Source organism: Paenibacillus sp. cl123, assembly GCF_900101595.1.
In the GTDB taxonomy this organism is placed as follows: domain Bacteria; phylum Bacillota; class Bacilli; order Paenibacillales; family NBRC-103111; genus Paenibacillus_G.
Map to the genome: position 1 here is coordinate 304,487 of NZ_FMYY01000006.1, position 22,346 is coordinate 326,832.

Sequence of the window (22,346 nt, forward strand, 5' to 3'; positions counted from 1 at the left end):
GTTGACAAGCATCTACAGCATGTATATGTGGACAGGGAGGTTTCCATGAACAAAAAATTGTCAACGCCGCCGGTTTCATGGATAATAAGGGCATGACGGGTTAAGGTAAGCTTGACGAAGACCCCAAGGAAGGAGCGCTGTATATGGAAGCCAAAGATCAGAACGGCCAGCCGGCCGCTGGGGCGGATGAGAAGAAGAAGCTGCCGTCTTTGAATATCATAAGCAACAAGGAAACGAAGCACCGCGGCTTCGGGCAGGGCGCGATCGACCTGAGCCAGCTGTCGAGCGTCATTATTGACGGCGATGAGGTTTATCTGGACGCGGGGGCGCTGCATGCGAAAAGCAAGGTGGAGAAGGGCATCAAATTTCTGCCGAACAAGGATGAGGTGCCGGAAGGTCGCACATGCTGGATCGTATGGGTGGCGGTGGACTTCCGGGAGGACGGCAAATATTACGCCGGGGTCACCTCATGCGAGATGACGGTGAACCCGGAGGCGCGCAGAGGCTGGAAAGTGCTGGCCGATCATGTGAACCGGATGGATTACGCGCTGAAGCGGCGCATCCTGGTGGATAACCTGGGAGCCAAGGAGAAGGAGCTGCTTCGCAAGTTCCTGATCGATAACGACAGCGAGATGTGGGAGCGTTCGGATGACGCTTTGAAAGCGGCTTTGGCGTAATTTTGTCCATTATGTGACGGTCTTGTGCCCTCTCTCCGAACGATGTATACTAATGCCTAGTATATGCATCATATACTAGGACAGCAAAGAGGCAGCCCCCCGCGGGGCTGCCTCTTTGTGCTAAGTACGGCCATGCGACGCGGGCTCCAGCCTGAAGCCCGGCGTCTCTGCGGCGGGAATTTCCCCTGCCTTACGCTTGCTGTCCATCGCCTGCCGCCGGAGGTTTCAGCTCGACCACCAGCGCTTGAGATCGTTCCACCAGGAGCTGCCCGCCTTCTCCTGATCGGGCTGCGGCAGCTCGTCGCGAACGGGCTCCGATGTGCAGTATTCCCTGGGCTCGGTCCCTTGCACGAACGCTTCCATCCGCGACTTGGGGCAGCTGTCATTGGCCAGCTTGCCGGTGGCTGGATCGATGTACAGATGGACAACGCCCTCCGGGATCGTGAACATTTTGGGCGGAACGGACGCCAGCGCCTTCTCGGTAAATTCCGCGAAGATCGGAGCGGCCAGATGCGCCTCGACCGTACCGATGTCGCGCCCCTTGTCGTAACCGATCCAGACGGCAGTCGTCAGCTCCGGGGTGTAGCCGACCATCCAGGCGTCGGTGTCGGTCGTTCCCGTCTTGCCGGCGACGGGCCGCTTCAGCACGTTCGATACGCGGCTGCCCGTGCCGCCCTGGTCGAAGACGCTTTCCATCAGATGCGTCATTACATAGGCATAGGTCGGCTCGACGACCGCGGTCTGGGACGGCGCCGATTCGTACAAGATGCGGCCGCGGCGGTCCTCGATCCGCACAATGGCCGTCGGCTCCACCCGTACGCCCTGGTTGGCGAAGATCGTGAAGGCCGAAGCCATCTCGAACGGGCTGACCGGGAAGGTGCCGAGCGCCAGGGAAGGCAGCGGCTGCATCGGGCTGGTGATGCCCATGCTGCGCGCCGTCTCGATTACACGCTCGGGTCCCGTTTCCAGAATCGTATGAACGGCGAAGATATTGTCCGACTTGGACATCGCCGCCCGCAGATCGATCGGACCGTAAAATTTGCCGTCATAATTGTTCGGCGTGTACTTCTTGCGGTCTTTGTCATAGCTGAAGGTCGTAGGCTCGCTGACGAAGCGGGTGACGGGCGTATACTGCTTCTCTCGCAGCGCGGTCAAGTAGACGATCGGCTTGAAGGAGGAGCCCGGCTGCCGCGTATTGGCGAAGACCCGGTTGTATTGATTTTCCGCGTAGCTGCGCCCTCCGACCATCGCCTTGACGTAGCCGTTCCTCGGATCAATCGCGATGAGCGCCGTCTGCAGCTCCGGATAGCCCTCCAGCTCCTTCTTGATCGTTTCCTCCGCGATTTGCTGCGCGTTCAGATCAAGCGTCGTATAGATGCGCAGTCCCATTTCCTCGTATTCATTTTCCTCCAGGCCAAGCAGATCGATGACCCGGCTGCGGATATAATCCCGGAAGTAGGGGGCGGTGACGGCTGTTTTCTTGGCCTCCAGCGGGAGAATGTTCAGCTTTTCCGCTGCTGCGCGATCGGCTTCCGCCTGGGTGATATACCCCGATTCGACCATCGTTCCCAGCACCGTTTTCTGGCGGTCCAAGGCGCTGGCCATGTCATAGTAAGGGGAATAATACCGCGGACCCTTAGGGACGCCGGCAAGCAGCGCGCTCTCCGCCAGGCTCAGCTCGCTGGCATTTTTGCCGAAGAACAGCTGAGAGGCGGCCTGTATGCCGTACGTGGAGTGACCGTAGTAGATCTGGTTGAGGTATTGCTCCAGGATCTGATCCTTGCTCATCTGCAATTCCATCTGTACGGCGAAATACGTCTCCTTCAGCTTGCGCGACCAGGTGCGTTCATGGTTCAAATACAGGTTGCGTGCGAGCTGCTGGGTGATCGTGCCCGCACCCTGGACCTTGGACATATGCTGCAGGTTGACCAGAGCCGCCCTTGCGATGCCCTTCGGGTCAAAGCCGTAATGATTGTAGAAGCTGCGGTCCTCGATCGCAAGCGTCGCTTCTATGATATTCGGCGACATCTGCTTCAAGGGCACGGTTTGCGTGCTTTTGCCTCCGCCGTAAGCTTCGATGGGCTTGCCGTGTACGTCATACAGCTCGGAGGCGGCGGCCATCTTGGAGACGGGCAGCGCCTGCGAGCGCATGAAGAGCAAGGCGAGGATGCCGCAGGCGGCTCCGAGAATGATAAAGGTGAAGGAGTAGGACAGGAAGGTCCGCATGCGGCTCTTCCTGCCCGCTCCTTGAAGCTCGTCCTGCTTCCGATCGCGTGATGCAGCCATGATGCTCCCTCCCTTCGCTGGCATTCAAAAATAAGTGCTAGTAGCCAGTATGGAAAAACATAGGAGAACGTATTCACCCCCGCAGCCGGATTGTATTAATTTTTTTTGAATTTGGCCCATCCGGAGGGTGGCCGTATTTGCATTTTCGGGGATATCTACTATAATACAACTTGACATGGCAGGCCGCAGTTTGCGCTTCAAACAACCCTGCAGAATAGGGCTATGCGAGATCCAGGAGAGGTGGCTGAACACATATGGAATTATGGTACACGGAGAAACAAACGGATAACTTCGGCATTACAGCCAAAATTACAGAGACGCATGTAACGGAGAAAACCGATTTTCAAGATCTTGCGATGATCGAAACGGTCGAATGGGGCACGATGCTGGTGCTGGACGGCATGGTGATGACGACGGTGAAGGACGAGTTCGTCTATCACGAGATGGTCGCTCATCCGGCGCTGTACACCCATCCGAATCCGAAGCAGGTGCTGATTGTCGGCGGAGGGGACGGAGGCGTCGTCCGCGAGGTGCTGAAGCATCCTGAGGTGGAGAAAGCCGTACTGGTCGACATCGATGGCAAAGTCATCGAATATTCGAAGAAATATTTGCCGACGATCGCCGGCGAGCTGGACAACCCGCGCGTCGAAGTCATCGTCAATGACGGCTACATGCATATCCATGATCATAAAAATACGTATGATGTCATCATGGTCGATTCCACCGAGCCGGTAGGTCCTGCGGTCAATCTGTTCACGCAAGGCTTCTACAAGGGCATCTACGACGCGCTGAAGGAAGACGGCATCTTCGTCGCGCAGACGGACAACCCTTGGTTCAAGGCCGACCTGATCCAGACGGTCAACCGCGATGTGAAGGAGATTTTCCCGATCGTGCGCGTGTACGTTGCGAACATCCCTACGTATCCGAGCGGGTTGTGGACCTTTACGCTGGGCAGCAAGAAGTATGACCCTCTGGCGGTCGACGAGACGAAGATCCCGGAGATTGATACGAAATATTACACGCCTCGCCTGCATAAGGCAGCCTTCGTGCTTCCGAAGTTTGTGGAAGATCTGACGAAGTAAGCCCGGCGCTTATACGTTACACGGTGGAAGCCGGCTGTTCTCTCCTTGGGGGGAGGGCAGCCGGTTTTGCGTTTGTTTGGGGGATGAGCGCGGTCCAGGCTCCGTCCGGCTTCGTGGGGCTTGCTGGCGCTTGTTAGAATAAAAGCGGCTCCAAGCCTGCGGGCGGTCTTGGAGGAGAAACGCCCGCGAATGGGCCTTATAAGCCCCGCCGGCCGGCCGGGTTGTTCTTGAAACGCGGCGGCTCATCCCCGTTTGAGCGTGAAGCAGGTGAGCTCGGGCCTGCAGTTGAACCGGACGGGATGCTGGGAGACGCCGATGCCGCGGTTGACATACAATTGAAAGCCGCGAGTGCCGAGGCGGTACAGCCCGATCGTGTACTTCTCGCCGAACTTGGGAACGACGACATGGCCGTAGAACGGAATACGTACCTGTCCGCCGTGGGTATGCCCGGATAATTGCACATCGACCGGATAATCGACGACCGTGTCGGCGTAGTCCGGGCTGTGTGAGAGCAGCAGCACGTAATCATCCGGGTTGACGGTATTCAGACATTTGGCGATATCCGGCTTGCCGTACCACATGTCCTCCACACCGGCAATCCAGAGGCTGGTGCCATCCCGCTCGAGGCGTACGGCCTGATTGCGCAGCACGCGGAAGCCGCCGGCCGTCAGGGTCTGGGCGACAGCCTTGTCGCCTCCCTTGAAATAATCATGATTGCCCAGCACGGCGAATTTGCCAAGCCCCGCCTCCATAAGGCTAAGCGCCTCGGCGTAAGCCGGTCCTTCCGTTCCGACGGCATAATCCACCAGGTCGCCCGTGAAGCAGATGACATCCGGCTTCAGCCGGTTGACGGCCTCGGCCAGCCGGGCCAAGTCCTCGGCTTCATAGTTGAAGCCGAGATGCGTATCGCTGAACTGTACGACCGTAAGTCCCTGGAACGCTTCGGGAAGGCGCGGCGTATGCAAAACCACGCGCTCGGTGTCCAGCCACTTCGGCTCGGCATACCGGGCGTACGCCAGAGCGGCCGGAGGCAGGCCGACGATGCCCAGCAGCACCCCGGCCGTTTTCGCCAGGAAAGCTCTTCTTGTCGTTTTTTTATTGCCGGCTGTGTTCTGGGATTGCTTGGTATCCATCATAGTTATGTAAGTCCTCCGCTTTCATCATTCATGCTGTATGTTGTTAGACGCAGGAGACGAGCGTTAGGTTTCGAATGTTAGGTTTTGATCGTTAGGTATGATCGGACAGCGGAGGAACGAGGTGCCGCCACGGAGGTCCCGGCCCCGACCGATTGCGCGCGTCTCCGCCTGTGGAGTACACTGGGCGTGGAAGCTATACTTGTCTGGAAATGAGGGACGCAAGATGAACGATTCATCAGAGCCGCGCAAGGCCGAAGGGCAGGCGGCCGATCCGGGCAAAATCCGCGTGCGGGTCCGGCTCCACAGCTTCGCGGAGAGCCAGAGGACCGTCAGCGACATGCCGGGGTTCCTGGTACGAAAGCAAGACTGCTTGTATTTGCGCTATGAGGAGCCCCAGGAAGCCCAGATGGGCCGCACGATGACAACGATGCGCCTGACCCCGGAGGAGGTGCGCATCATCCGGCACGGAGATGTCCGCTTCGAGCAGACCTTTGCCGCCGGCGGCCGGCATATCGGGTACCTGGATACGGCCCACGGCCGCATGGAGCTTGAGGCGGTCACGCATGCCTTCGGGCTGAGGCTTCCGGAGCGCGGAGGAGACCTGCCGTTCGAAGCCAGCTGGCTGTACGAGCTTACGGTGATGGGCGAAGCGGCGGGCCGGGTTGAGGTCAGGCTTGAGGTCCGGGCGGAGGAAGGAAGCTAGCCGGCGCGAGCTTATTTGCCCGGTCTTTTGCTCAGGCTGCCCACCGTTCTGGCCGCATGCAGCTCCTTGATGAAGCTTTGCTTGCCGGGCCTCATGACATAGCGGGCGTGCTTGCGCAGCAGCGCCTTGATGCGTGAGGGCCGCAAGCGGGGCCGGAGCGACAGCATGAGGGCGATGACCCCCGTCACATGCGACGTGGCCATGGAAGTGCCGCTCAGCTCCTGGTACTTGCCTCCGGGCCAAGTTGAATAAATTTTCTCGCCGGGCGCATAGATATCGATCTGCCGCCCGTCATTGCTGAACGGGGCGACGCGTCCCTTGCGCGTCGTGGCGCCTACGGCGATCGACTGGGGGAAGCGGGCGGGGTAGTCGATTTCGGCCCGTTTGCCTTCATTGCCCGAGGAGGCGACAACGACGATTCCGGCTTGATGGGCGCTTAGGACGGCTGCCTCCAGCGCCTTGCTATGTGTTTTCATCCCGAAGCTCATATTGATGATATCCATCCGGCTGAGCACGCACCAGTCGATCGCCTTGATGATATCCGATACGAAGGCGCCTCCCTGATGGTCGAAAGCCTTTACCGGATGAATCAGCGCGTGGGGGGCGATGCCGACAATTCCCCGCTGCTTGGCGTAGGCGGCGATCGTGCCTGCAATGTGCGTGCCATGGCCGTTATCGTCCGCCGGATACAGATGACGGTTCAGCAGATTGATGCCTTGCGACAGGCAATGGCGCAGGTCCGGGTGATTGTAGTCCGCTCCTGTGTCCACCACGCCGATATGAATGCGGTCTCCTTTCGACTTGGACCATACTTGTGGAGCCTGAATGTGGCGTATGCCCCACGGAATTTTGGACGGCGGAGCCGATCGGCTCCCGTGAAGGCTTGTCGGCACCAGCGCAGAGCCTTTCGTTCCTTGCAGCTGGATGCGGGCGTCCGCTTCTACGGACCGCACGCCGGGAACCGATGAGAGCGCAGCGCCCGAACGCAGCGGACAGGAGATGGCGCGAATCAATCTGAGCGGTCTGATCTGCCTCAGTTGGGGGAGCGCTTTGGACTGTCTGTTCAGATAACGAATGAAAGACGTATAGTCGCCATGGGAGCGAAAGCGGATAATGTAGCGTCCAGCGCTGCCGTCCGCCCCCTGGTCCATCGCATGAAGAAGCCATGTGCCCAGAGCCGATGGATTCAATGTAGATCCCCCCCTACCGTAACCTTGATGTATGGTATGTAAGCAGGGGGGCTTGCGAATGAGCAGTTCGCCTTGTTGCAAATAAATAGGTGCTTACCCGTGTCAAAGCGGCTCCCGCCACATACGATAAGTAGGGAGGGGTAATCTTCTTCTCCGCAAGCATGAAGGGGCAGAGTGCGGGTGCGCGCAGCGGACGCAGCCGCAGTTTGCGGGTACAGTCGGGACGCAGGATCCCGCCGCAGGACAGCGCCGCTTTCAGGCGATCGTCCGGGCGAGATCCTTCGTTTCGCTGCCGGCAGGGACAAGCCGGGAGCTTCATGCGGAAGCAGTTGCAATTTTACATAAAATAAGGTTTACTTAGTGGTACTAGTGGATATTGTAGTAGAGGGCGACTGACGCGCCGGAATCAGTACCACGTTCGATAATGTCGGAAGGGATGTGCCATGTCATGAGTGCCCAGTATCAGCTTAAAGTGAGCGCGGAGAAAGCCAAAGAGATGCCGATGGTGGATCTGGCGTTCGAGCTCTTGAAGGCGGCCAACACGCCGTTTTACTACCGGGATTTGATGGCGGAGATCGCCAAGATCAAAGGATTGTCTGATGATGAGGTTATGCAGGTCATTGCTCAACTATATACGGAGATTAATATCGACGGGCGTTTCGCATGCGTCGGCACCAACCTGTGGGGACTGAAGCGCTGGTATCCGATCGAGAAGTCCGAAGACACCGTCGGCAGCGGCAAGCGTCCGCGGATCATCAACGACGAGGATGACGATCTGGACGATGAGGATCTGTTCGCCGAGGAAGAGGACACCTTCGTAGAAGAGGAGGACTACGATTCCTTCGACGCGCCTCGCGACGACTTCGAATCCGAAGAAGAGGTCGAGGAGGAAACCGAGTTCTTCGAAGACGAGGAGATCGAGGAAGAAGAAGAGATCGACGGGGAAGTGCTGGACGGCGAGGATGGCGAAGAGGAAGACGCCGAAGACGATTTGGCGGATGACGATGAGGACGACGATGACGAGAAGGATGGCAAATAAACCATATTGCCTGCTTCTCCTTGACAGTGCGCACCGTTCAGAGTAAACTATTTTCTGGGCTTTAGATGGACGCTTAGACCGAATAGGTCTTTTTATGGAAAAGTGCCCCGCCATTTGCGGGGGACTTTTTCTTTTTTTTCCGGGGAATAATGTTTCCGCTGGCAATTGCGATCGGGTCGGTATTCGGCAAGGTACGGCATGATAAACTTGGGAGGTATTACATAATGACAAAGTATATTTTCGTGACCGGGGGCGTCGTTTCCTCGCTGGGCAAAGGGATTACGGCCGCTTCGCTGGGCAGACTGCTGAAGAACCGCGGCCTTAAGGTTACGATTCAGAAGTTCGATCCGTACATTAATGTCGATCCGGGAACGATGAGCCCGTATCAGCACGGCGAGGTGTTCGTGACGGACGACGGCGCGGAGACGGATCTGGACCTGGGCCATTATGAGAGGTTCATCGATATCAATCTGTCCAAGAACAGCAATGTGACGACAGGCAAAATATACTCGTCCGTTATCGCCAAGGAGCGCAGAGGCGAATACTTGGGCGGAACGGTGCAGGTTATCCCCCATATTACTAATGAGATCAAGGAGCGGGTATTCCGCGCAGGCCGCGAGGCGCATTCCGATGTGGTCATCACGGAGATCGGCGGCACGGTGGGCGACATCGAGAGCTTGCCGTTCCTTGAAGCGATCCGCCAGATCAAGAGCGACATCGGCCGCGACAATGTGATGTATATCCATGTGACGCTGATTCCTTACCTGAGAGCGGCGGGCGAAGTCAAGACGAAGCCGACCCAGCACAGCGTCAAGGAGCTGCGCAGCATCGGCATTCAGCCGCATGTCATCGTCTGCCGCACGGAGCATCCGCTGGCGGAAGATATGAAGCGCAAGCTGGCCCAGTTCTGCGATGTCGATCCGGGAGCTGTGATCGAGTGCATCGATGCGGAAACGCTGTACGAGGTGCCGCTTATGCTGCGTGAGCAGGGGCTGGACGACATCGTCGTCAATCACCTGAAGCTGCAGGCCGGCGAGCCGGACATGACCGAGTGGGAAGCGCTGGTCGGACGCGTGAAGTCGCTTAAGACGACGACCGAGATTGCCATCGTCGGCAAATACGTAGCGCTGCACGATGCCTATCTCAGTATCGTGGAATCGCTGGGACATGCCGGGTTCGCCTGCGATACGGAAGTGAAGATCCGCTGGGTCAATGCGGAGGAAGTGTTCGATCACAATGTGGCCGAGCTGCTGGAAGGCGTACAGGGAATTCTGGTGCCGGGCGGCTTCGGCGACCGCGGCATCGAAGGCAAAGTATCCGCGATCCGTTACGCGCGCCAGAACAAAGTGCCTTTCTTCGGCATTTGCCTCGGCATGCAGGTGGCTGTCGTGGAGTATGCGCGCTCCGTGCTTAATCTGGAGGGCGCGAACAGCTCCGAGATTCATCCGACGACCCCGTTCCCGGTGATCGATCTGCTGCCTGAGCAGAAGGACATCGAGGATCTGGGCGGCACGATGCGTCTGGGCTTGTACCCGTGCAAGCTGAAGGAAGACTCGCTGGCCATGCGCTGTTATGAGGACGAGCTTGTCTACGAGCGTCACCGTCACCGGTATGAGTTTAATAATGAGTACCGCGATGCGATCGAATCTGCCGGCCTGATCATCTCCGGGACAAGTCCGGACGGCCGACTGGTAGAGATTATCGAATGCCCGTCCCATCCATGGTTCCTGGCTGTCCAGTTCCATCCGGAATTTACGTCCAGACCTAACCGTCCGCAGCCTTTGTTTAAGCATTTCGTCGAAGCGGCGTACCAGCAGAAGCACTAGAGCGGCGTAACTTTTCAAGCCATTGCCCGGTCTATCCGAATGGGTGTTCGAACATCGCCTGTAAACTCTGCTTGATTTGTAAAAGTTTTCAACTTTTTTATTTGCTGCGGCAGGAAACGCTCTGTGCGCAGCGAATACCAATCATGAGAGTCAAACTCGGGGACGGAACCACGAACCCAGGAATCGGAATTGGGAGGGTTTACTAGTGAAAAAGAAGCTCCTCATCGTTGATGACCAGAACGGCATCCGCATCCTGTTGATGGAAGTATTCAGCAGCGAAGGTTACGACACCTATCAAGCCGGGAACGGAAAGCTGGCGCTCGAAATCGTCCGAAGCTCAAAGCCGGATCTCGTTCTGCTGGATATGAAGATTCCCGGCATGGACGGGCTCGATATTCTGAAGCATATCAAGAGTATCGACGCTTCCATTAAAGTCATCATGATGACGGCCTACGGAGAGCTCGACATGATCAAGGAAGCAACCGACCTGGGAGCGATCATGCATTTTACGAAGCCCTTCGATATCGACGAGCTGCGACAGGCGGTCAATCAGCAGCTGCGTACCCCCAATAATAGCTCGTATGCGCTCGGATCCTGACAAGGGTCCTTTTTTCTTGAAATCTTAAGAAAGCGAAGCCCGCGCCATCCAAGGGCTTCCAGCCGGCCGGGCGGCGCCAATTCCTGTTTAACGTTTGTCCCCATCTATGTTATAATAGCGCAGTATGACGGGAGGGCCCTGACAGGCGTCCTCGGCACGGTCACACTATACGAGAAGGAGAGAACTACCATGCCATTAGTTTCGATGAATGATTTCTTACCTAAAGCCAAGGCAGGCAAATATGCGGTTGGCCAATTTAACATGAACAACCTGGAATTTGCGCAAGCGATCACGGAGGCTGCTCAAGAATTGAACTCCCCGTTCATCTTCGGCGTATCCGAGGGCGCTTTGAAATACATGGGGATCGAGTTTACGGTGGCTATCGCCGAAGCGGCTGCGAAAAAATCCGGTTTGCCGATCGCTTTGCATCTGGACCATGGCAGCAGCTTTGAAGTCGCGATGAAATGTATCCGCGCGGGCTTCAGCTCCGTTATGTTCGACGGTTCCCACTATTCCTTCGAAGAAAACATCCGTCTGACCAAAGAAGTGGTGAAAGCGGCGCATGCGATGGGCGTTTCCGTCGAAGGCGAGCTTGGCACGATCGGCGGCGTAGAGGATGATATCAGCGTGGACGAGTCCGACGCTAACCTGGCCAAGCCTGAAGAAGCCATCCGCTTCTACGAAGAGACTGGCGTAGACTGCCTGGCGATCGCCGTAGGCACCGCTCACGGCATGTATGCCGGCGAGCCGAATATCCGCTTCGACATCATCGAGAAGGTTGCTTCCGCGATCCCGGTTCCGGTTGTGCTGCACGGCGGCTCCGGCGTGCCTGATGAGATGATCAGACAATCGATCGCCGCTGGCGTTGGCAAAATCAATGTAAATACGGAAAACCAGGTGGCGTGTACGGAAGCGATCCGCGACGTATTGAACAAAGATGCCAAAGTGTACGATCCTCGCAAATACCTCACTCCTGCCCGCAAAGCCATGGTTGAAGTAGTAGCATCCAAGATCAAGCTGTTCGGCAGCGCAGGCCAAGCCTAATGTCGACCCGGGGAATGCACGTCAGACGTGTATTTCCCTTCCTTTCTTCTTTATGCTCTCATAAGCATGTTTATACGCCCTCATATTCCGGTTCATAAACGAATGTTATGGTTTGTCGCACCGAAGGCTTGATTTGTGGAAGCCTTTGCTTGCTTTTTTTCAAGTGGTGAAGTAGGAGGAACGACATCGAATGGAGAAATTGATGATCGCCGGCGGCCGTCCGCTGCGGGGAAGCGTCCAAATCAGCGGCGCCAAAAATAGCGCGATCGCGCTTATACCGGCTGCCATATTATCGGAATCGACTGTGACGCTGGACAATCTTCCCGCGCTCAGCGATGTGGCGATTTATACCGAGCTGCTTGAAGAGCTTGGAGCAACGGTCCGATGGGACCAGGACCAGATGGCGATCGATCCAAGCCGGCTGGTATCCAAGCCGATGCCTAATGGCAATGTGAAGAAGCTTCGCGCTTCCTATTATTTGATGGGCGCGCTGCTCGGCCGTTTCGGCGAAGCGGTGATTGGCCTTCCGGGCGGCTGTAATTTTGAGCCGCGACCTATCGATCAGCATATCAAAGGCTTTGAGGCGCTTGGAGCCTCCGTATCCAATGAGAACGGCGCTCTACATATCCGGGCGAAACAGCTGCGCGGAGCCAAAATTTATTTGGACGTTGTAAGCGTTGGGGCAACCATTAATATTATGCTGGCGGCGTCGAGAGCCAAAGGCGTCACAATTATTGAAAATGCGGCAAAAGAGCCTGAAATCATAGATGTTGCAACACTTCTGAACGCCATGGGGGCCAGAATTAAAGGCGCGGGCACGGAAACGATCCGTATCGAAGGCGTGGACAGCATGCATGGCTGCCGCCACTCGATCATCCCTGACCGCATACAGGCGGGCACCTATATGATCGCGGCCGCGGCTACCCGCGGAGACGTTATCGTTGATAATGTCATCCCTAAGCATCTGGAGGCGCTCACGGCCAAGCTTCAGGAGATGGGCGTTCATATTTACGAGATGGACGAGTCTATCCGCGTCGTCGGTCAGCCGGAGTATGAGAGTGTGGACGTGAAGGCGCTCGTGTACCCTGGCTTTGCTACGGACCTGCAATCGCCGATGAGCAGTTTGCTTACGCAGACGAAGGGCGTTAGTATTCTCAGTGATTATGTATACTCCAATCGGTTTAAGCATATTCCAGAGCTAGTGCGTATGGGAGCGCGTGTGAAGGTGGAGGGCCGCTCGGCCATCATCGAAGGCGGGCCTTTGTCTTCGGCCAAGGTCAAGGCTACCGATCTGCGCGCCGGCGCATCGCTCGTGATTGCCGGCCTGACGGTTGCCAGCGGCACCACCGAAATTACCGGGGTCGAGTACATCGACCGGGGATACGATCATCTCGTGACCAATCTAGTAAATTTGGGCGCTGAGGTATGGCGGGAGAAAGACTGAGCCTGCCGGGTATAGATCAGGTATGTTTTGGGCATTGCTAGAGTATATTTTCGGAAGAATAGAAATTTTAATAGTTTGGTGGTTGGTACATGATGGATATGCAGCTCGCCCAGTTGGAGGCGTTGAAGCTTACCGAGCTCTACAAGCTCGCGAAGACGCATCAGATCCCTTATTACGGACAAATGAAAAAGAAAGAACTGATCTTCGCCATTCTTCGAGCCCAGGCCGAGAAGGGCGGACTTATGTTCATGCAGGGCGTGCTGGACGTGCTGCAGGAAGGCTTCGGCTTCCTGCGGCCGATCAATTACTTGCCCAGCTCCGAAGATATTTATATTTCCGCTTCGCAGATTCGCAGGTTCGACCTGCGTTCGGGAGACCTTGTATCGGGCAAGTGCCGGCCGCCCAAAGAAAACGAGCGGTATTTCGGGCTTCTGCACGTAGATGCCGTCAACGGCGAGAACCCGGAGACAGCCGCCGAGCGGCTTCACTTCCCGGCGCTCACTCCCCTTTATCCGCAGAAAAAGCTCGTGTTGGAAACGACCCCCAATAAAGTCTCCACCCGTTTGATGGATTTGCTTGCGCCTGTCGGCTTCGGCCAGCGCGGACTGATCGTGGCTCCGCCCAAAGCCGGTAAAACGCTGCTCTTGAAGGAAATCGCCAACAGTATCTCGACCAATCATCCCGAAGTGGAATTATTCGTGTTATTGATTGACGAGCGGCCGGAAGAAGTGACCGATATGCAGCGCTCCGTCAAAGGCGAGGTCATTGCCTCGACATTCGACGAGCTGCCTGAGAATCATATCAAGGTAGCGGAGCTGGTACTCGAGAGAGCGACGCGGCTGGTCGAGCATAAGAAGGATGTCGTCATCCTGCTGGACAGCATCACCCGTTTGGCCCGGGCCTACAACCTGGTCGTTCCGCCGACCGGACGTACGCTTTCCGGCGGTATCGATCCGGGGGCGTTTCACCGTCCCAAGCGGTTTTTCGGAGCAGCCCGCAATATCGAAGAAGGCGGCAGCTTGACGATTCTGGCAACGGCGCTTATTGAAACAGGCTCCCGTATGGATGACGTCATCTATGAAGAATTCAAGGGCACAGGCAACCTGGAACTGCATCTGGACCGCAAGCTGGCCGAGCGCCGGGTATTCCCGGCTATCGATATTCGCCGCTCGGGTACGAGACGGGAAGAAATATTGCTCACCAAGGAAGAGCTCGAGAAGGTTTGGGCCATCCGCAAAAATATGAACGATTCGCATGAATATACGGAGTCGTTCCTGAAGAAATTCGCGGATACGAAGACGAATCAAGAATTTTTGGATACATTGGACACCGGGGGGAGTTCGAACTCCGGTGGCAGCGGAGGCGCCTCCAGACGCGTGAAGCACTCCGTCTCCTAGGAGGGACTATCGGAATGAATCTCGTCTATGCGGGAGCGGACGGTCATGTGTATGACCGTCCTGATTATATAGCGCTCGGCCGTCATGGCGAGCTGGTGACGGAGCTGCTCGAGGACGAGCTGATTCCGCTTCCGGAAGGAGCTACCCTGGTAAGCCTCCCGGATACCCGTCCCATCGGCATTAATGTGAAGACCGGCGCCATGGAGGTTGTGCCCGGCGAGGTGCATGCCGTCGGCGCGTTGCTACCGCAAGGCTTTACGCGGCTGATGCTGCCCGGCTACGCCAAGGCGGATAAGACCAAGGTGCTTCCTTTGTTCGGCTATACGGCAGTCGTCTGGAAGGATGGGGGCTTTTACGTAGCGGCGGAAGCCTGCGATGATCCGGAGCGTTGGAACCCGCGGAACTGCGACCCCGATGAGCTGGAGGTCAAGGTGCAAGGTTTGCTGACGCAATATCCGGAGAACCGGCTGTACCAGCACTTGTCGAACTGCGCGCTCGGCTATGAATGCCTGACGGCTTCCAACACCTTCCTTAACCGCTGGGAAGGGGCGGTGCCTGTATCGTTCTCCTGTAACGCGGGCTGCTTCGGGTGCATCTCCGAGCAGCCGGACGACAGCGGATTTCCCGCGCCCCAGACGCGGATGAACTTCAAGCCGACGGTCGAAGAGGTTGTGCAGGTCATGCTGGAGCATCTGAAGACGCCCCAAAGCATCATCAGCTTCGGCCAAGGCTGTGAAGGCGAGCCGTCCACCCAGGCGAAAATTATTATCGAAGCCATCCGCGAGGTGCGAAGCCGCACGGACATGGGTTATATCAACATCAATACGAACGCCGGTCTGACGGACCATATTCGCGCGATTGTCGACGCCGGTCTTAATCTGATGCGCGTCAGCACAATAAGCGCGCTCGACGATCATTACAACGCGTATTACAAGCCGCGCGGCTATACGTTGAAGCATGTGGAGAAGTCGCTGCGCTACGCAGCCGATCACGGCGTTGTCACCTCGATCAACTACCTGATATTCCCCGGCGTAACGGATCGTGAGGAAGAGATGGAAGCGATGATCGAATTCGTGCGCCGCACGGATCTGAAGCTGATCCAGCTGCGCAATCTGAATATCGATCCCGAGAGCTACCTGCAGCTTATTCCACCGGCCAGAGGCGAACGCTACGGGATGAAGCAGATGCTCGAGATTTTTCGTGAAGAGCTGCCGGGAGTCGTGCTGGGCTCCTACACGCATATTCCGGACGAGCTTGCGGCCAGACGCAATAAGTACTTGCAGCATGGATAGGCTCCGTGCTATAATGCCATTTGTATGATTAAAACTCTGATTCACATGGTGATTCAGGGCACAAAGAGGTGAAAGGTCAATGAAAGCAGCGATTCATCCGACATATAACCAAACGACTGTTACTTGCGCTTGCGGTAATACGTTTGAATCCGGTTCCGTGAAACAAAATCTCCGCGTTGAGATTTGCTCCGCCTGCCATCCTTTCTTCACAGGCAAGCAGAAGTTCTTGGATGCCGGCGGTCGCGTCGACAAGTTCAAAAAGAAATACGGCATTTAATCGATTGCCATTTGCTACCAAGCATAAACGCACCTTCTCGGGTCATCCTAAGATTACAAATCTTAAGAGACGCAGGAGGTGTTTTTTATTATGCTGCCAAGACTTCTCGTAGGCTGGCTGGGCCTGCTTCTGATCATGCTTCCGGTGCTCACCGCCTGTCAATCGGCCCGGCAGGGGCAGACGAAGCTGAATTCCACCGGCAGTCCGCTCGGCATCAGCGACACAAACCCCAATAATCCGCTCGGAAGCTCCTACCGTACCTATGAGGCCGACGTGGATGTGATGCGTACCGCCCTCAGCAGGCACTACCCGAATATGACTGTGAATGCTATCCGGGTGAACGGGACGAAGGTTCACATCCAGCTTCAAGCGCTTGCCGGTACGTCCGAGCGCGAGCTCCGTTCGCTGGAGGAAGAGGTAGTTCGCATGATGGCCACAGAATCTCCGCGCTACGAAACCCGGGTTACAATAACGGCTCCATGAGGCAGCTGCAGGCCAACGCCTCCGTTTCTGCGTGCTAAATAATTCCCTGAGGTTGATATTTGTCCCTGATTGGACTATACTTATCTTTGCCGTGCTAGACGGGGAGGTAGCGGTGCCCTGTAACCCGCAATCCGCTGTAGCGGGGTTGAACGCCTTCATGAGGTATTGCGATGTAGGGGTTGGGTTTTAAAGCTGGTGTTGAGAGTCGGGTCCTCCGCAATGGATGCTCGTGAATCTGGTCAGGTCCGGAAGGAAGCAGCCATAAGCGTGATGTTTCATGTGCCGGAGGGTGGCCTAACTTGAGCTGGCGATAAAAATTCCACCTGGATCGTACTATCGAGGTTGGTGCACGGTTTATACATTTTCAATGGATATGCGTATAGGAAACACCGATATTGCCAGGATGGCAGGGTTCGGTGTTTTTTTGTATGGATTTGGAGGAAAATGCAGGGGATGGGGAGAATGGTATACTAAAGTTAACCGGGGCCGGGAATACCGCCTATGCAGTCGTACATAAATAGAGGGGGTGGCTGTAGATGCACAAGCAGCTCAGTTTGCTTCAGCGCTTCGCCGATATGTTTTTGAAGGATGTCAACTTAGGTGTCATTTTGGTGAACCCCAATCTTGAGCTTGAGGATATCAGCGATATGGCCTGCCGGATTTTGGGGCTTAATCGGGAAGAGGTGCTGCGGCTGCCTATGGACCGCGTATTTCAAGAGCTGCCCGAAGAGCATAGGATCGTGGACCCGCGTATTCTCGACGGACGGGTAGCCCGCAATCAGGCCATCTCATGGACGAAGGGCCAGGACCGATATGAGCTGCTGGTCGATTCCAATGTGCTGCGGGACGAGGAGGGAAAGGTGGTCGGCGCCTGCATTATTTTCAAGGATGTCACCAACCTCCGGTCGCTCGAAGAACAGGTGCAGCGCAGCGACCGGCTCGCGATGATCGGACAGATTGCTGCAGGAACGGCTCATGAGATACGGAATCCGCTTACCTCGATCAAGGGTTTTCTGCAGATGTTCCGTAAATCCTTCGAGGAGCAGGGGATGAGCCGGGAGAAGAGCTATACCGAGGTGATGCTGAAGGAGATCGACCGGATCAACGAGCTTGTCAGCGAATTTCTGCTGCTCAGCAAGCCGAAAAATACGTCCTTCGAGCCGGTAGACGTGTCGATGGTGCTCCGCGAGCTGCTGCCGATCATTAATAACGAAGCTATCCTGCACAATGTCACGGTCCAGTATGAAGCGGTGCTCGGGATGCCGCCTGTTATCGCAGACCGCGAATATTTGAAGCAGGTATTTCTGAATATTTGTAAAAACGGGATTGAAGCGATGGGAGAAGGGGGCTATCTGAGCATTACGGAAAAGTTGGATGTGGAGGAACGGAGGGTGAATATCGAGATCCATGACACGGGACCCGGCATACCGCTCTATGTCATTGACAAAATTTTCGATCCGTTCTTTACGACCAAGTCAGAAGGGACGGGTTTGGGCTTATCCGTATGCCAGCGCATTATCCACGATATCGGAGGAACGATCCGGGTTTCGTCCAAGGGCTATGGGACGACCTTTACCATCAGTATTCCGTTCCCCTGACGAAATGGAGGCCGAGGAGCGCATCCGACGCTGCACTACAAACCTCTTGGCAGGTGTAGTATAATGAGTAGGATAAATAGTCATTGGAGAGGGCGACATGGCGCATATTGCTTTATATCGTACGTGGAGGCCGCAATCGTTCCAAGATATGGTCGGCCAGAAGCATATTGTCCAGACCCTGCAAAATTCGCTGCGGGAAGGGCGGTTCAGTCACGCTTATTTGTTCAGCGGTCCGCGGGGGACCGGCAAGACGAGCGCGGCGAAAATTCTCGCCAAGGCGGTCAACTGCCAGAACGGCCCCGGCATAGAGCCGTGCAACCGGTGTGAAGCCTGCCGCCGAATTACCGACGGCTCTGTCATGGATGTCGTCGAGATCGACGCCGCTTCGAACCGGGGCGTTGAGGAGATCCGCGACATCCGCGACAAAGTGAAGTACGCTCCGACGGAAGTGCGCCAGAAGGTATATATCATCGACGAGGTTCACATGCTGACGACAGAAGCGTTCAACGCGCTGCTGAAGACGCTGGAGGAGCCTCCGGCCCATGTGATGTTCATCCTGGCTACGACCGAGCCTCACCGCCTGCCGGCGACGATTATTTCGCGCTGTCAGCGCTTCGACTTTCGGCGCGTTGCGCTGGAGGAGCAGGCGGAGCGCCTGCGCCGCGTATGCGGGGAAGAGGGCATCGCGATTGACGAGGAAGCGGTCGCCTTCATCGCCAGGTTATCGGATGGCGGGATGAGGGATGCGCTTAGCTTGCTGGATCAGATTATTGCTTTCTCCGGCGAGAAGATTACGTATGAGGATGTATTGTCCATTACCGGCGGGATGGCATCCGATCAGTTCGAAAAGCTTGCCCGCGTCATCCAGGACCGGGATATCGGCGCTGCCTTGAAGCTGATCGACGCCTTCATGCAAGAAGGCAAAAGCGCGGATAAGTGCATGGAGAATCTGATCTATTACTTCCGCGATCTGCTGATGGTTCGGATGGTGCCGAATTCGGAGGCGCTGACGGAGCGCATACTCGATATCCGCCGGTTCACGGCCGTCGCAGAAGGGTTCGCCCCGGAAGCGTTAATTTCGATGATCGATACGCTCAATTATTATCAGACGGAGATGAAGTATTCGGTCCAGCCTCAGACGCTGCTGGAAGTAGCCGTTATGAAGCTGTGCAGCGGCGGCGGAGCGCCGGGAAGAGCCGGGCAGCCTGCCGGAGGTCCCGAAGCGGCTGCTGCCTCGCCCGCAGGCGGAGGGGAGCGCCAGGATGCTCTGGTGGCCCAACTGCTCGGACGGATCGAGCGGCTGGAAGGTCAGCTGGCCGCTATCGTGAAGCAGGGAGGGGTTCCCGCCGCGAACACTCCGGGAACCGGAGGAGCGGCGGCCCGACCGTCAGCCGCGCAGACTGCCGCCTCGTCGAGGAAGACGCTGGAGAAGGCCGATGCCTATATCGCAGGGCGGGAGACACCCGAATTCCGGGAAGCGGCGCAACGGTGGAGCCAGGTGCTCGGGCGAGTGAAGGATCTGAAGATCACTGTCCACGCATGGCTCGTGGATGGCGAACCGGTGGCTCGGGCCGATTCGAATCTGCTGGTTGCCTTCAAGAGCGCGATGCACCGGGAGACGAGCGAGCGGCCGGCCAACAAGCAGCTGATCGAGCAAGCGATGCAGGAGGTGCTTGGTCATCCGTATCGCCTGGTTACCGTGATGCTGAAGGATTGGCAGGCAGCAGCCGAGGGCAGCAAGCAGCCGGAGGCGCCCAAGGAGGAGCTGCAGCTTGTGGCTGAGGAAGAGCCTGGAGGCCCCGTGAAGGAAGAGTGGATTAACGAGGCGATCCAGCTGTTTGGCGAAGATTTGGTGAAGATCAAGGACGAGTAGAGAGCACTGCGGCAAGGCCCGAATTTCAAAATAAAGGAGCGAATCTTATGAATAACATGAACCAGATGATGAAGCAGGTTAAGAAAATGCAGGAGCAGATGCTCAAAGCGCAGGAGGATTTGGCTACTAAGTCTATCGAAGGAACGGCGGGCGGCGGCGTAGTCAGCGTAACGGTCAACGGACAGAAAAAAGTCACGAACGTCACGATCAAGCCGGAAGCGGTCGACCCGGACGATGTGGAAATGCTGCAGGACCTGGTGCTGACGGCCATCAATGATGCGATGACCAAAGCCGAAGAGCTGGCCGGCAAGGAAATGTCCAAGCTGACCGGCGGCATGAACATTCCGGGATTGTTCTAGAGGTCCGTTGAACGAGAGGCCGCAGGCCGCTTTTTATTCACCGGACTTCTGGCTTCAGAGCGACGTGCCGCCAGCGGACGGAACGCCCTCGGGCGTATGCGTCCGCAAGTAACTTCAATTGTGAGGAGCAACGCATTTGTTTTATCCGGAACCTTTAGCCAGACTGATCGACTCCTTCTCCCGGCTGCCGGGAATAGGGCCGAAGACCGCGGGGAGGCTGGCCTTTCATGTGCTGCGGATGAAGGAAGATGATGTCATCGACTTCGCCAAAGCGCTTGTCAACGTGAAGCGCAACCTGCATTATTGTTCCGTCTGCTGCAATATTACCGATACGGACCCTTGTCGGATCTGTCAGGACAAATCAAGGGATGCTTCCACCATCTGCGTTGTCCAGGAGCCCAAGGATCTCGTAGCGATGGAGCGTACCAAGGAATTCAATGGCTACTACCATGTGCTGCATGGCGCGATCTCTCCGATGGAAGGCATCGGTCCGGATGAGATTCGGATAGCCGATCTGCTGAAACGGCTTAGCGATGAACGCGTGCAGGAGCTGATCCTGGCGACGAATCCCAATATCGAGGGGGAAGCGACAGCGATGTATTTGTCCAGACTCGTGCGCCCATTCGGATTGAAAGTTACCCGAATCGCTCATGGCCTCCCGGTAGGGGGAGATTTGGAATATGCGGATGAAGTGACGCTGACCAAGGCGCTGGAGGGCCGCAGAGAGCTGTAGCCGCCTGCTTCGCCTGCTTGCTCTCGGCAAGTAGATTAGGGCAAATCTTCCCGGCCGTGCGGTACGCGGGCGATTGGGAGAAAGAGAAGGTCTTGTCTTGTACGAGCCGGAGATTATCCGGGCTTGTATAGGGCAAGGCTTTTTTTTAATCTCGGAAAACAAAAGCTCTTCGATAAAGTTCGGTCTTGCCGAGCAAGGAATGCTATCGGTCTCCCGTTATTTCTAGTTCTAAGCGTCCGCTCCTCCCGATATGTATGTAACTATAGGAAAAAATCCTGTAGGAGGGTGAAGCGGATGAAGTGGGTATGGTGGAAGTCGCGTAAGCTGGACAAGCAGATGGAAGAAGTGATGGAGGACCGCATCCGGCTTGTTCAGGAAATCTCTCGGGCCCATATGGAATGGGAGGTGGCCCAGAAGCGGTTTGAATATGCGCTGGACAAGGATCAGGTCGACTATGCGGTCTACGCGCTTGAGGCAGCCGAAAAACGGTTTGAGATGCTGATCAAGCTGGCTAAAGAGAGCCGGATTTCGCTGTCGGAAGTCAGCGCCAGCCGCGCAGCGGAGGGATCGCAATGAAATCTTATATCTTATGGGGAATGCTGATAGGCTCGGGCGGCTTGCTCGGCCTGCTTGTTTTGCGCAACCGGGCTGCCTTTCAATGGCTGGGAGCGTTTTTGCTGCAGGTTGCGTTTTCGGCGATTTTATTGTATGTTATTAATCTATTTACTCCATACACCCATTTGGAGCTTCCGCTTAATGCGGCTACCGTAGGAACGGTGAGTATTTTGGGGATGCCAGGACTGGCTGCGATAACGGCCTTGAAGCTATGGGTAATCGGATGAATGGGGAGCAAGTTGGAAAGTTGCATGTTTACGAAAAAAAAGACTTGCATAGTAGTTTGGAAATGTGCTATATTTAAGAGGTCGCCGCTAAACAAAGCGACAACATACGACAAGGACGTGCTAGTAGAAAATTAGGTCTTTTGTCGGACCCCAATTGCCCTTTGAAAACTGAACAACGAGTGAGTGTTAAATAGAGAATGAAAATTCTCGCTAGCATTACTTTTGAGCAAGTCGAACTACCTTTTGTAGCCATTTCGAGCTTCGGTTCGAAAAGACTACCTTAATGGAGAGTTTGATCCTGGCTCAGGACGAACGCTGGCGGCGTGCCTAATACATGCAAGTCGAGCGGATTTATTCCTTCGGGAATAGGTTAGCGGCGGACGGGTGAGTAACACGTAGGCAACCTGCCTGTAAGATCGGGATAACTACCGGAAACGGTAGCTAAGACCGGATAGCTGGTTTCTTCG

21 protein-coding genes, 1 rRNA gene and 1 other RNA gene are annotated in these 22,346 nt (G+C 56.1%); 20 read left to right on the plus strand and 3 right to left on the minus strand.

Going from position 1 to position 22,346, the window contains the following annotated elements:
• Window positions 1-143 precede the first annotated feature (143 nt).
• Window positions 144-677, plus strand: coding sequence for a YwhD family protein (locus BLR08_RS13360; RefSeq protein WP_072329754.1), 534 nt, complete (start codon window positions 144-146; stop codon window positions 675-677).
• Between the two features lie 225 nt (window positions 678-902).
• Here the strand turns inward: BLR08_RS13360 and BLR08_RS13365 are convergent, their stop codons facing one another.
• Entirely contained in the window at window positions 903-2,963 is a 2,061-nt protein-coding gene (locus BLR08_RS13365; RefSeq protein ID WP_072329756.1) for a transglycosylase domain-containing protein, read from the minus strand.
• Window positions 2,964-3,217: 254 nt separating this feature from the next.
• Between BLR08_RS13365 and speE the strand changes: the two genes are divergently transcribed.
• Window positions 3,218-4,045 (plus strand): polyamine aminopropyltransferase, encoded by an 828-nt coding sequence (speE, locus tag BLR08_RS13370; protein WP_072329758.1) that lies wholly within the window; start codon window positions 3,218-3,220, stop codon window positions 4,043-4,045.
• Window positions 4,046-4,287: 242 nt separating this feature from the next.
• Here speE and BLR08_RS13375 read toward each other — a convergent pair whose 3' ends face one another.
• Window positions 4,288-5,181, minus strand: a complete 894-nt coding sequence (locus tag BLR08_RS13375; protein ID WP_256257552.1) for a metallophosphoesterase — start codon at window positions 5,179-5,181, stop codon at window positions 4,288-4,290.
• Window positions 5,182-5,404: 223 nt separating this feature from the next.
• Here BLR08_RS13375 and BLR08_RS13380 point away from each other — a divergent pair, with 223 nt between their 5' ends.
• Window positions 5,405-5,884 (plus strand): YwiB family protein, encoded by a 480-nt coding sequence (locus tag BLR08_RS13380; RefSeq protein WP_072329760.1) that lies wholly within the window; start codon window positions 5,405-5,407, stop codon window positions 5,882-5,884.
• Window positions 5,885-5,895: 11 nt separating this feature from the next.
• Here BLR08_RS13380 and BLR08_RS13385 read toward each other — a convergent pair whose 3' ends face one another.
• Entirely contained in the window at window positions 5,896-7,035 is a 1,140-nt protein-coding gene (locus BLR08_RS13385) for a S8 family peptidase (RefSeq protein WP_072329854.1), read from the minus strand.
• Window positions 7,036-7,522: 487 nt separating this feature from the next.
• On the opposite strand from BLR08_RS13385, the gene rpoE reads away from it, so the two are divergent.
• From rpoE to BLR08_RS13470, 17 genes are all read left to right on the plus strand, one after another.
• On the plus strand, window positions 7,523-8,113 hold the full coding sequence (rpoE, locus tag BLR08_RS13390; protein WP_072329762.1) for a DNA-directed RNA polymerase subunit delta: 591 nt from the start codon (window positions 7,523-7,525) through the stop codon (window positions 8,111-8,113).
• Window positions 8,114-8,337: 224 nt separating this feature from the next.
• The gene (locus BLR08_RS13395) at window positions 8,338-9,939 is read left to right on the plus strand and encodes a CTP synthase (protein WP_072329764.1); all 1,602 of its coding nucleotides are present in this window, start codon (window positions 8,338-8,340) and stop codon (window positions 9,937-9,939) included.
• Between the two features lie 205 nt (window positions 9,940-10,144).
• Complete coding sequence (locus tag BLR08_RS13400; RefSeq protein ID WP_090586123.1) at window positions 10,145-10,537, plus strand: response regulator; 393 nt, start codon at window positions 10,145-10,147, stop codon at window positions 10,535-10,537.
• Between the two features lie 189 nt (window positions 10,538-10,726).
• The gene (gene fba, locus BLR08_RS13405; protein WP_072329767.1) at window positions 10,727-11,581 is read left to right on the plus strand and encodes a class II fructose-1,6-bisphosphate aldolase; all 855 of its coding nucleotides are present in this window, start codon (window positions 10,727-10,729) and stop codon (window positions 11,579-11,581) included.
• 190 nt (window positions 11,582-11,771) lie between these two features.
• The gene (locus BLR08_RS13410) at window positions 11,772-13,025 is read left to right on the plus strand and encodes a UDP-N-acetylglucosamine 1-carboxyvinyltransferase (RefSeq protein WP_072329769.1); all 1,254 of its coding nucleotides are present in this window, start codon (window positions 11,772-11,774) and stop codon (window positions 13,023-13,025) included.
• 92 nt (window positions 13,026-13,117) lie between these two features.
• Window positions 13,118-14,422 (plus strand): transcription termination factor Rho, encoded by a 1,305-nt coding sequence (gene rho, locus BLR08_RS13415; RefSeq protein WP_072329856.1) that lies wholly within the window; start codon window positions 13,118-13,120, stop codon window positions 14,420-14,422.
• Between the two features lie 14 nt (window positions 14,423-14,436).
• Window positions 14,437-15,714, plus strand: a complete 1,278-nt coding sequence (locus BLR08_RS13420) for a radical SAM family protein (protein ID WP_072329771.1) — start codon at window positions 14,437-14,439, stop codon at window positions 15,712-15,714.
• A 79-nt stretch (window positions 15,715-15,793) separates the two neighbouring features.
• Complete coding sequence (gene rpmE, locus BLR08_RS13425; RefSeq protein WP_072329773.1) at window positions 15,794-15,991, plus strand: 50S ribosomal protein L31; 198 nt, start codon at window positions 15,794-15,796, stop codon at window positions 15,989-15,991.
• 90 nt (window positions 15,992-16,081) lie between these two features.
• Window positions 16,082-16,474 (plus strand): hypothetical protein, encoded by a 393-nt coding sequence (locus BLR08_RS13430; RefSeq protein ID WP_072329775.1) that lies wholly within the window; start codon window positions 16,082-16,084, stop codon window positions 16,472-16,474.
• A gap of 89 nt (window positions 16,475-16,563) precedes the next feature.
• Window positions 16,564-16,827, plus strand: an RNA gene (gene ffs, locus BLR08_RS13435) — signal recognition particle sRNA large type.
• A 183-nt stretch (window positions 16,828-17,010) separates the two neighbouring features.
• Entirely contained in the window at window positions 17,011-18,072 is a 1,062-nt protein-coding gene (locus tag BLR08_RS13440) for an ATP-binding protein (RefSeq protein WP_072329777.1), read from the plus strand.
• A 97-nt stretch (window positions 18,073-18,169) separates the two neighbouring features.
• Complete coding sequence (gene dnaX / locus BLR08_RS13445; RefSeq protein WP_072329779.1) at window positions 18,170-19,945, plus strand: DNA polymerase III subunit gamma/tau; 1,776 nt, start codon at window positions 18,170-18,172, stop codon at window positions 19,943-19,945.
• 47 nt (window positions 19,946-19,992) lie between these two features.
• Complete coding sequence (locus tag BLR08_RS13450; RefSeq protein WP_072329781.1) at window positions 19,993-20,304, plus strand: YbaB/EbfC family nucleoid-associated protein; 312 nt, start codon at window positions 19,993-19,995, stop codon at window positions 20,302-20,304.
• Window positions 20,305-20,440: 136 nt separating this feature from the next.
• A complete protein-coding gene (gene recR, locus BLR08_RS13455) occupies window positions 20,441-21,037 on the plus strand; it encodes a recombination mediator RecR (protein ID WP_072329783.1) in 597 nt (198 codons plus the stop codon).
• 294 nt (window positions 21,038-21,331) lie between these two features.
• On the plus strand, window positions 21,332-21,613 hold the full coding sequence (locus BLR08_RS13460) for a DUF2508 family protein (protein WP_072329785.1): 282 nt from the start codon (window positions 21,332-21,334) through the stop codon (window positions 21,611-21,613).
• Window positions 21,610-21,879 (plus strand): pro-sigmaK processing inhibitor BofA family protein, encoded by a 270-nt coding sequence (locus tag BLR08_RS13465; protein WP_072329787.1) that lies wholly within the window; start codon window positions 21,610-21,612, stop codon window positions 21,877-21,879. The genes BLR08_RS13460 and BLR08_RS13465 overlap by 4 nt, the downstream gene beginning before the upstream one ends.
• 280 nt (window positions 21,880-22,159) lie before the next feature.
• Window positions 22,160-22,346: ribosomal RNA gene (locus BLR08_RS13470) — 16S ribosomal RNA — on the plus strand; the annotation flags it as partial.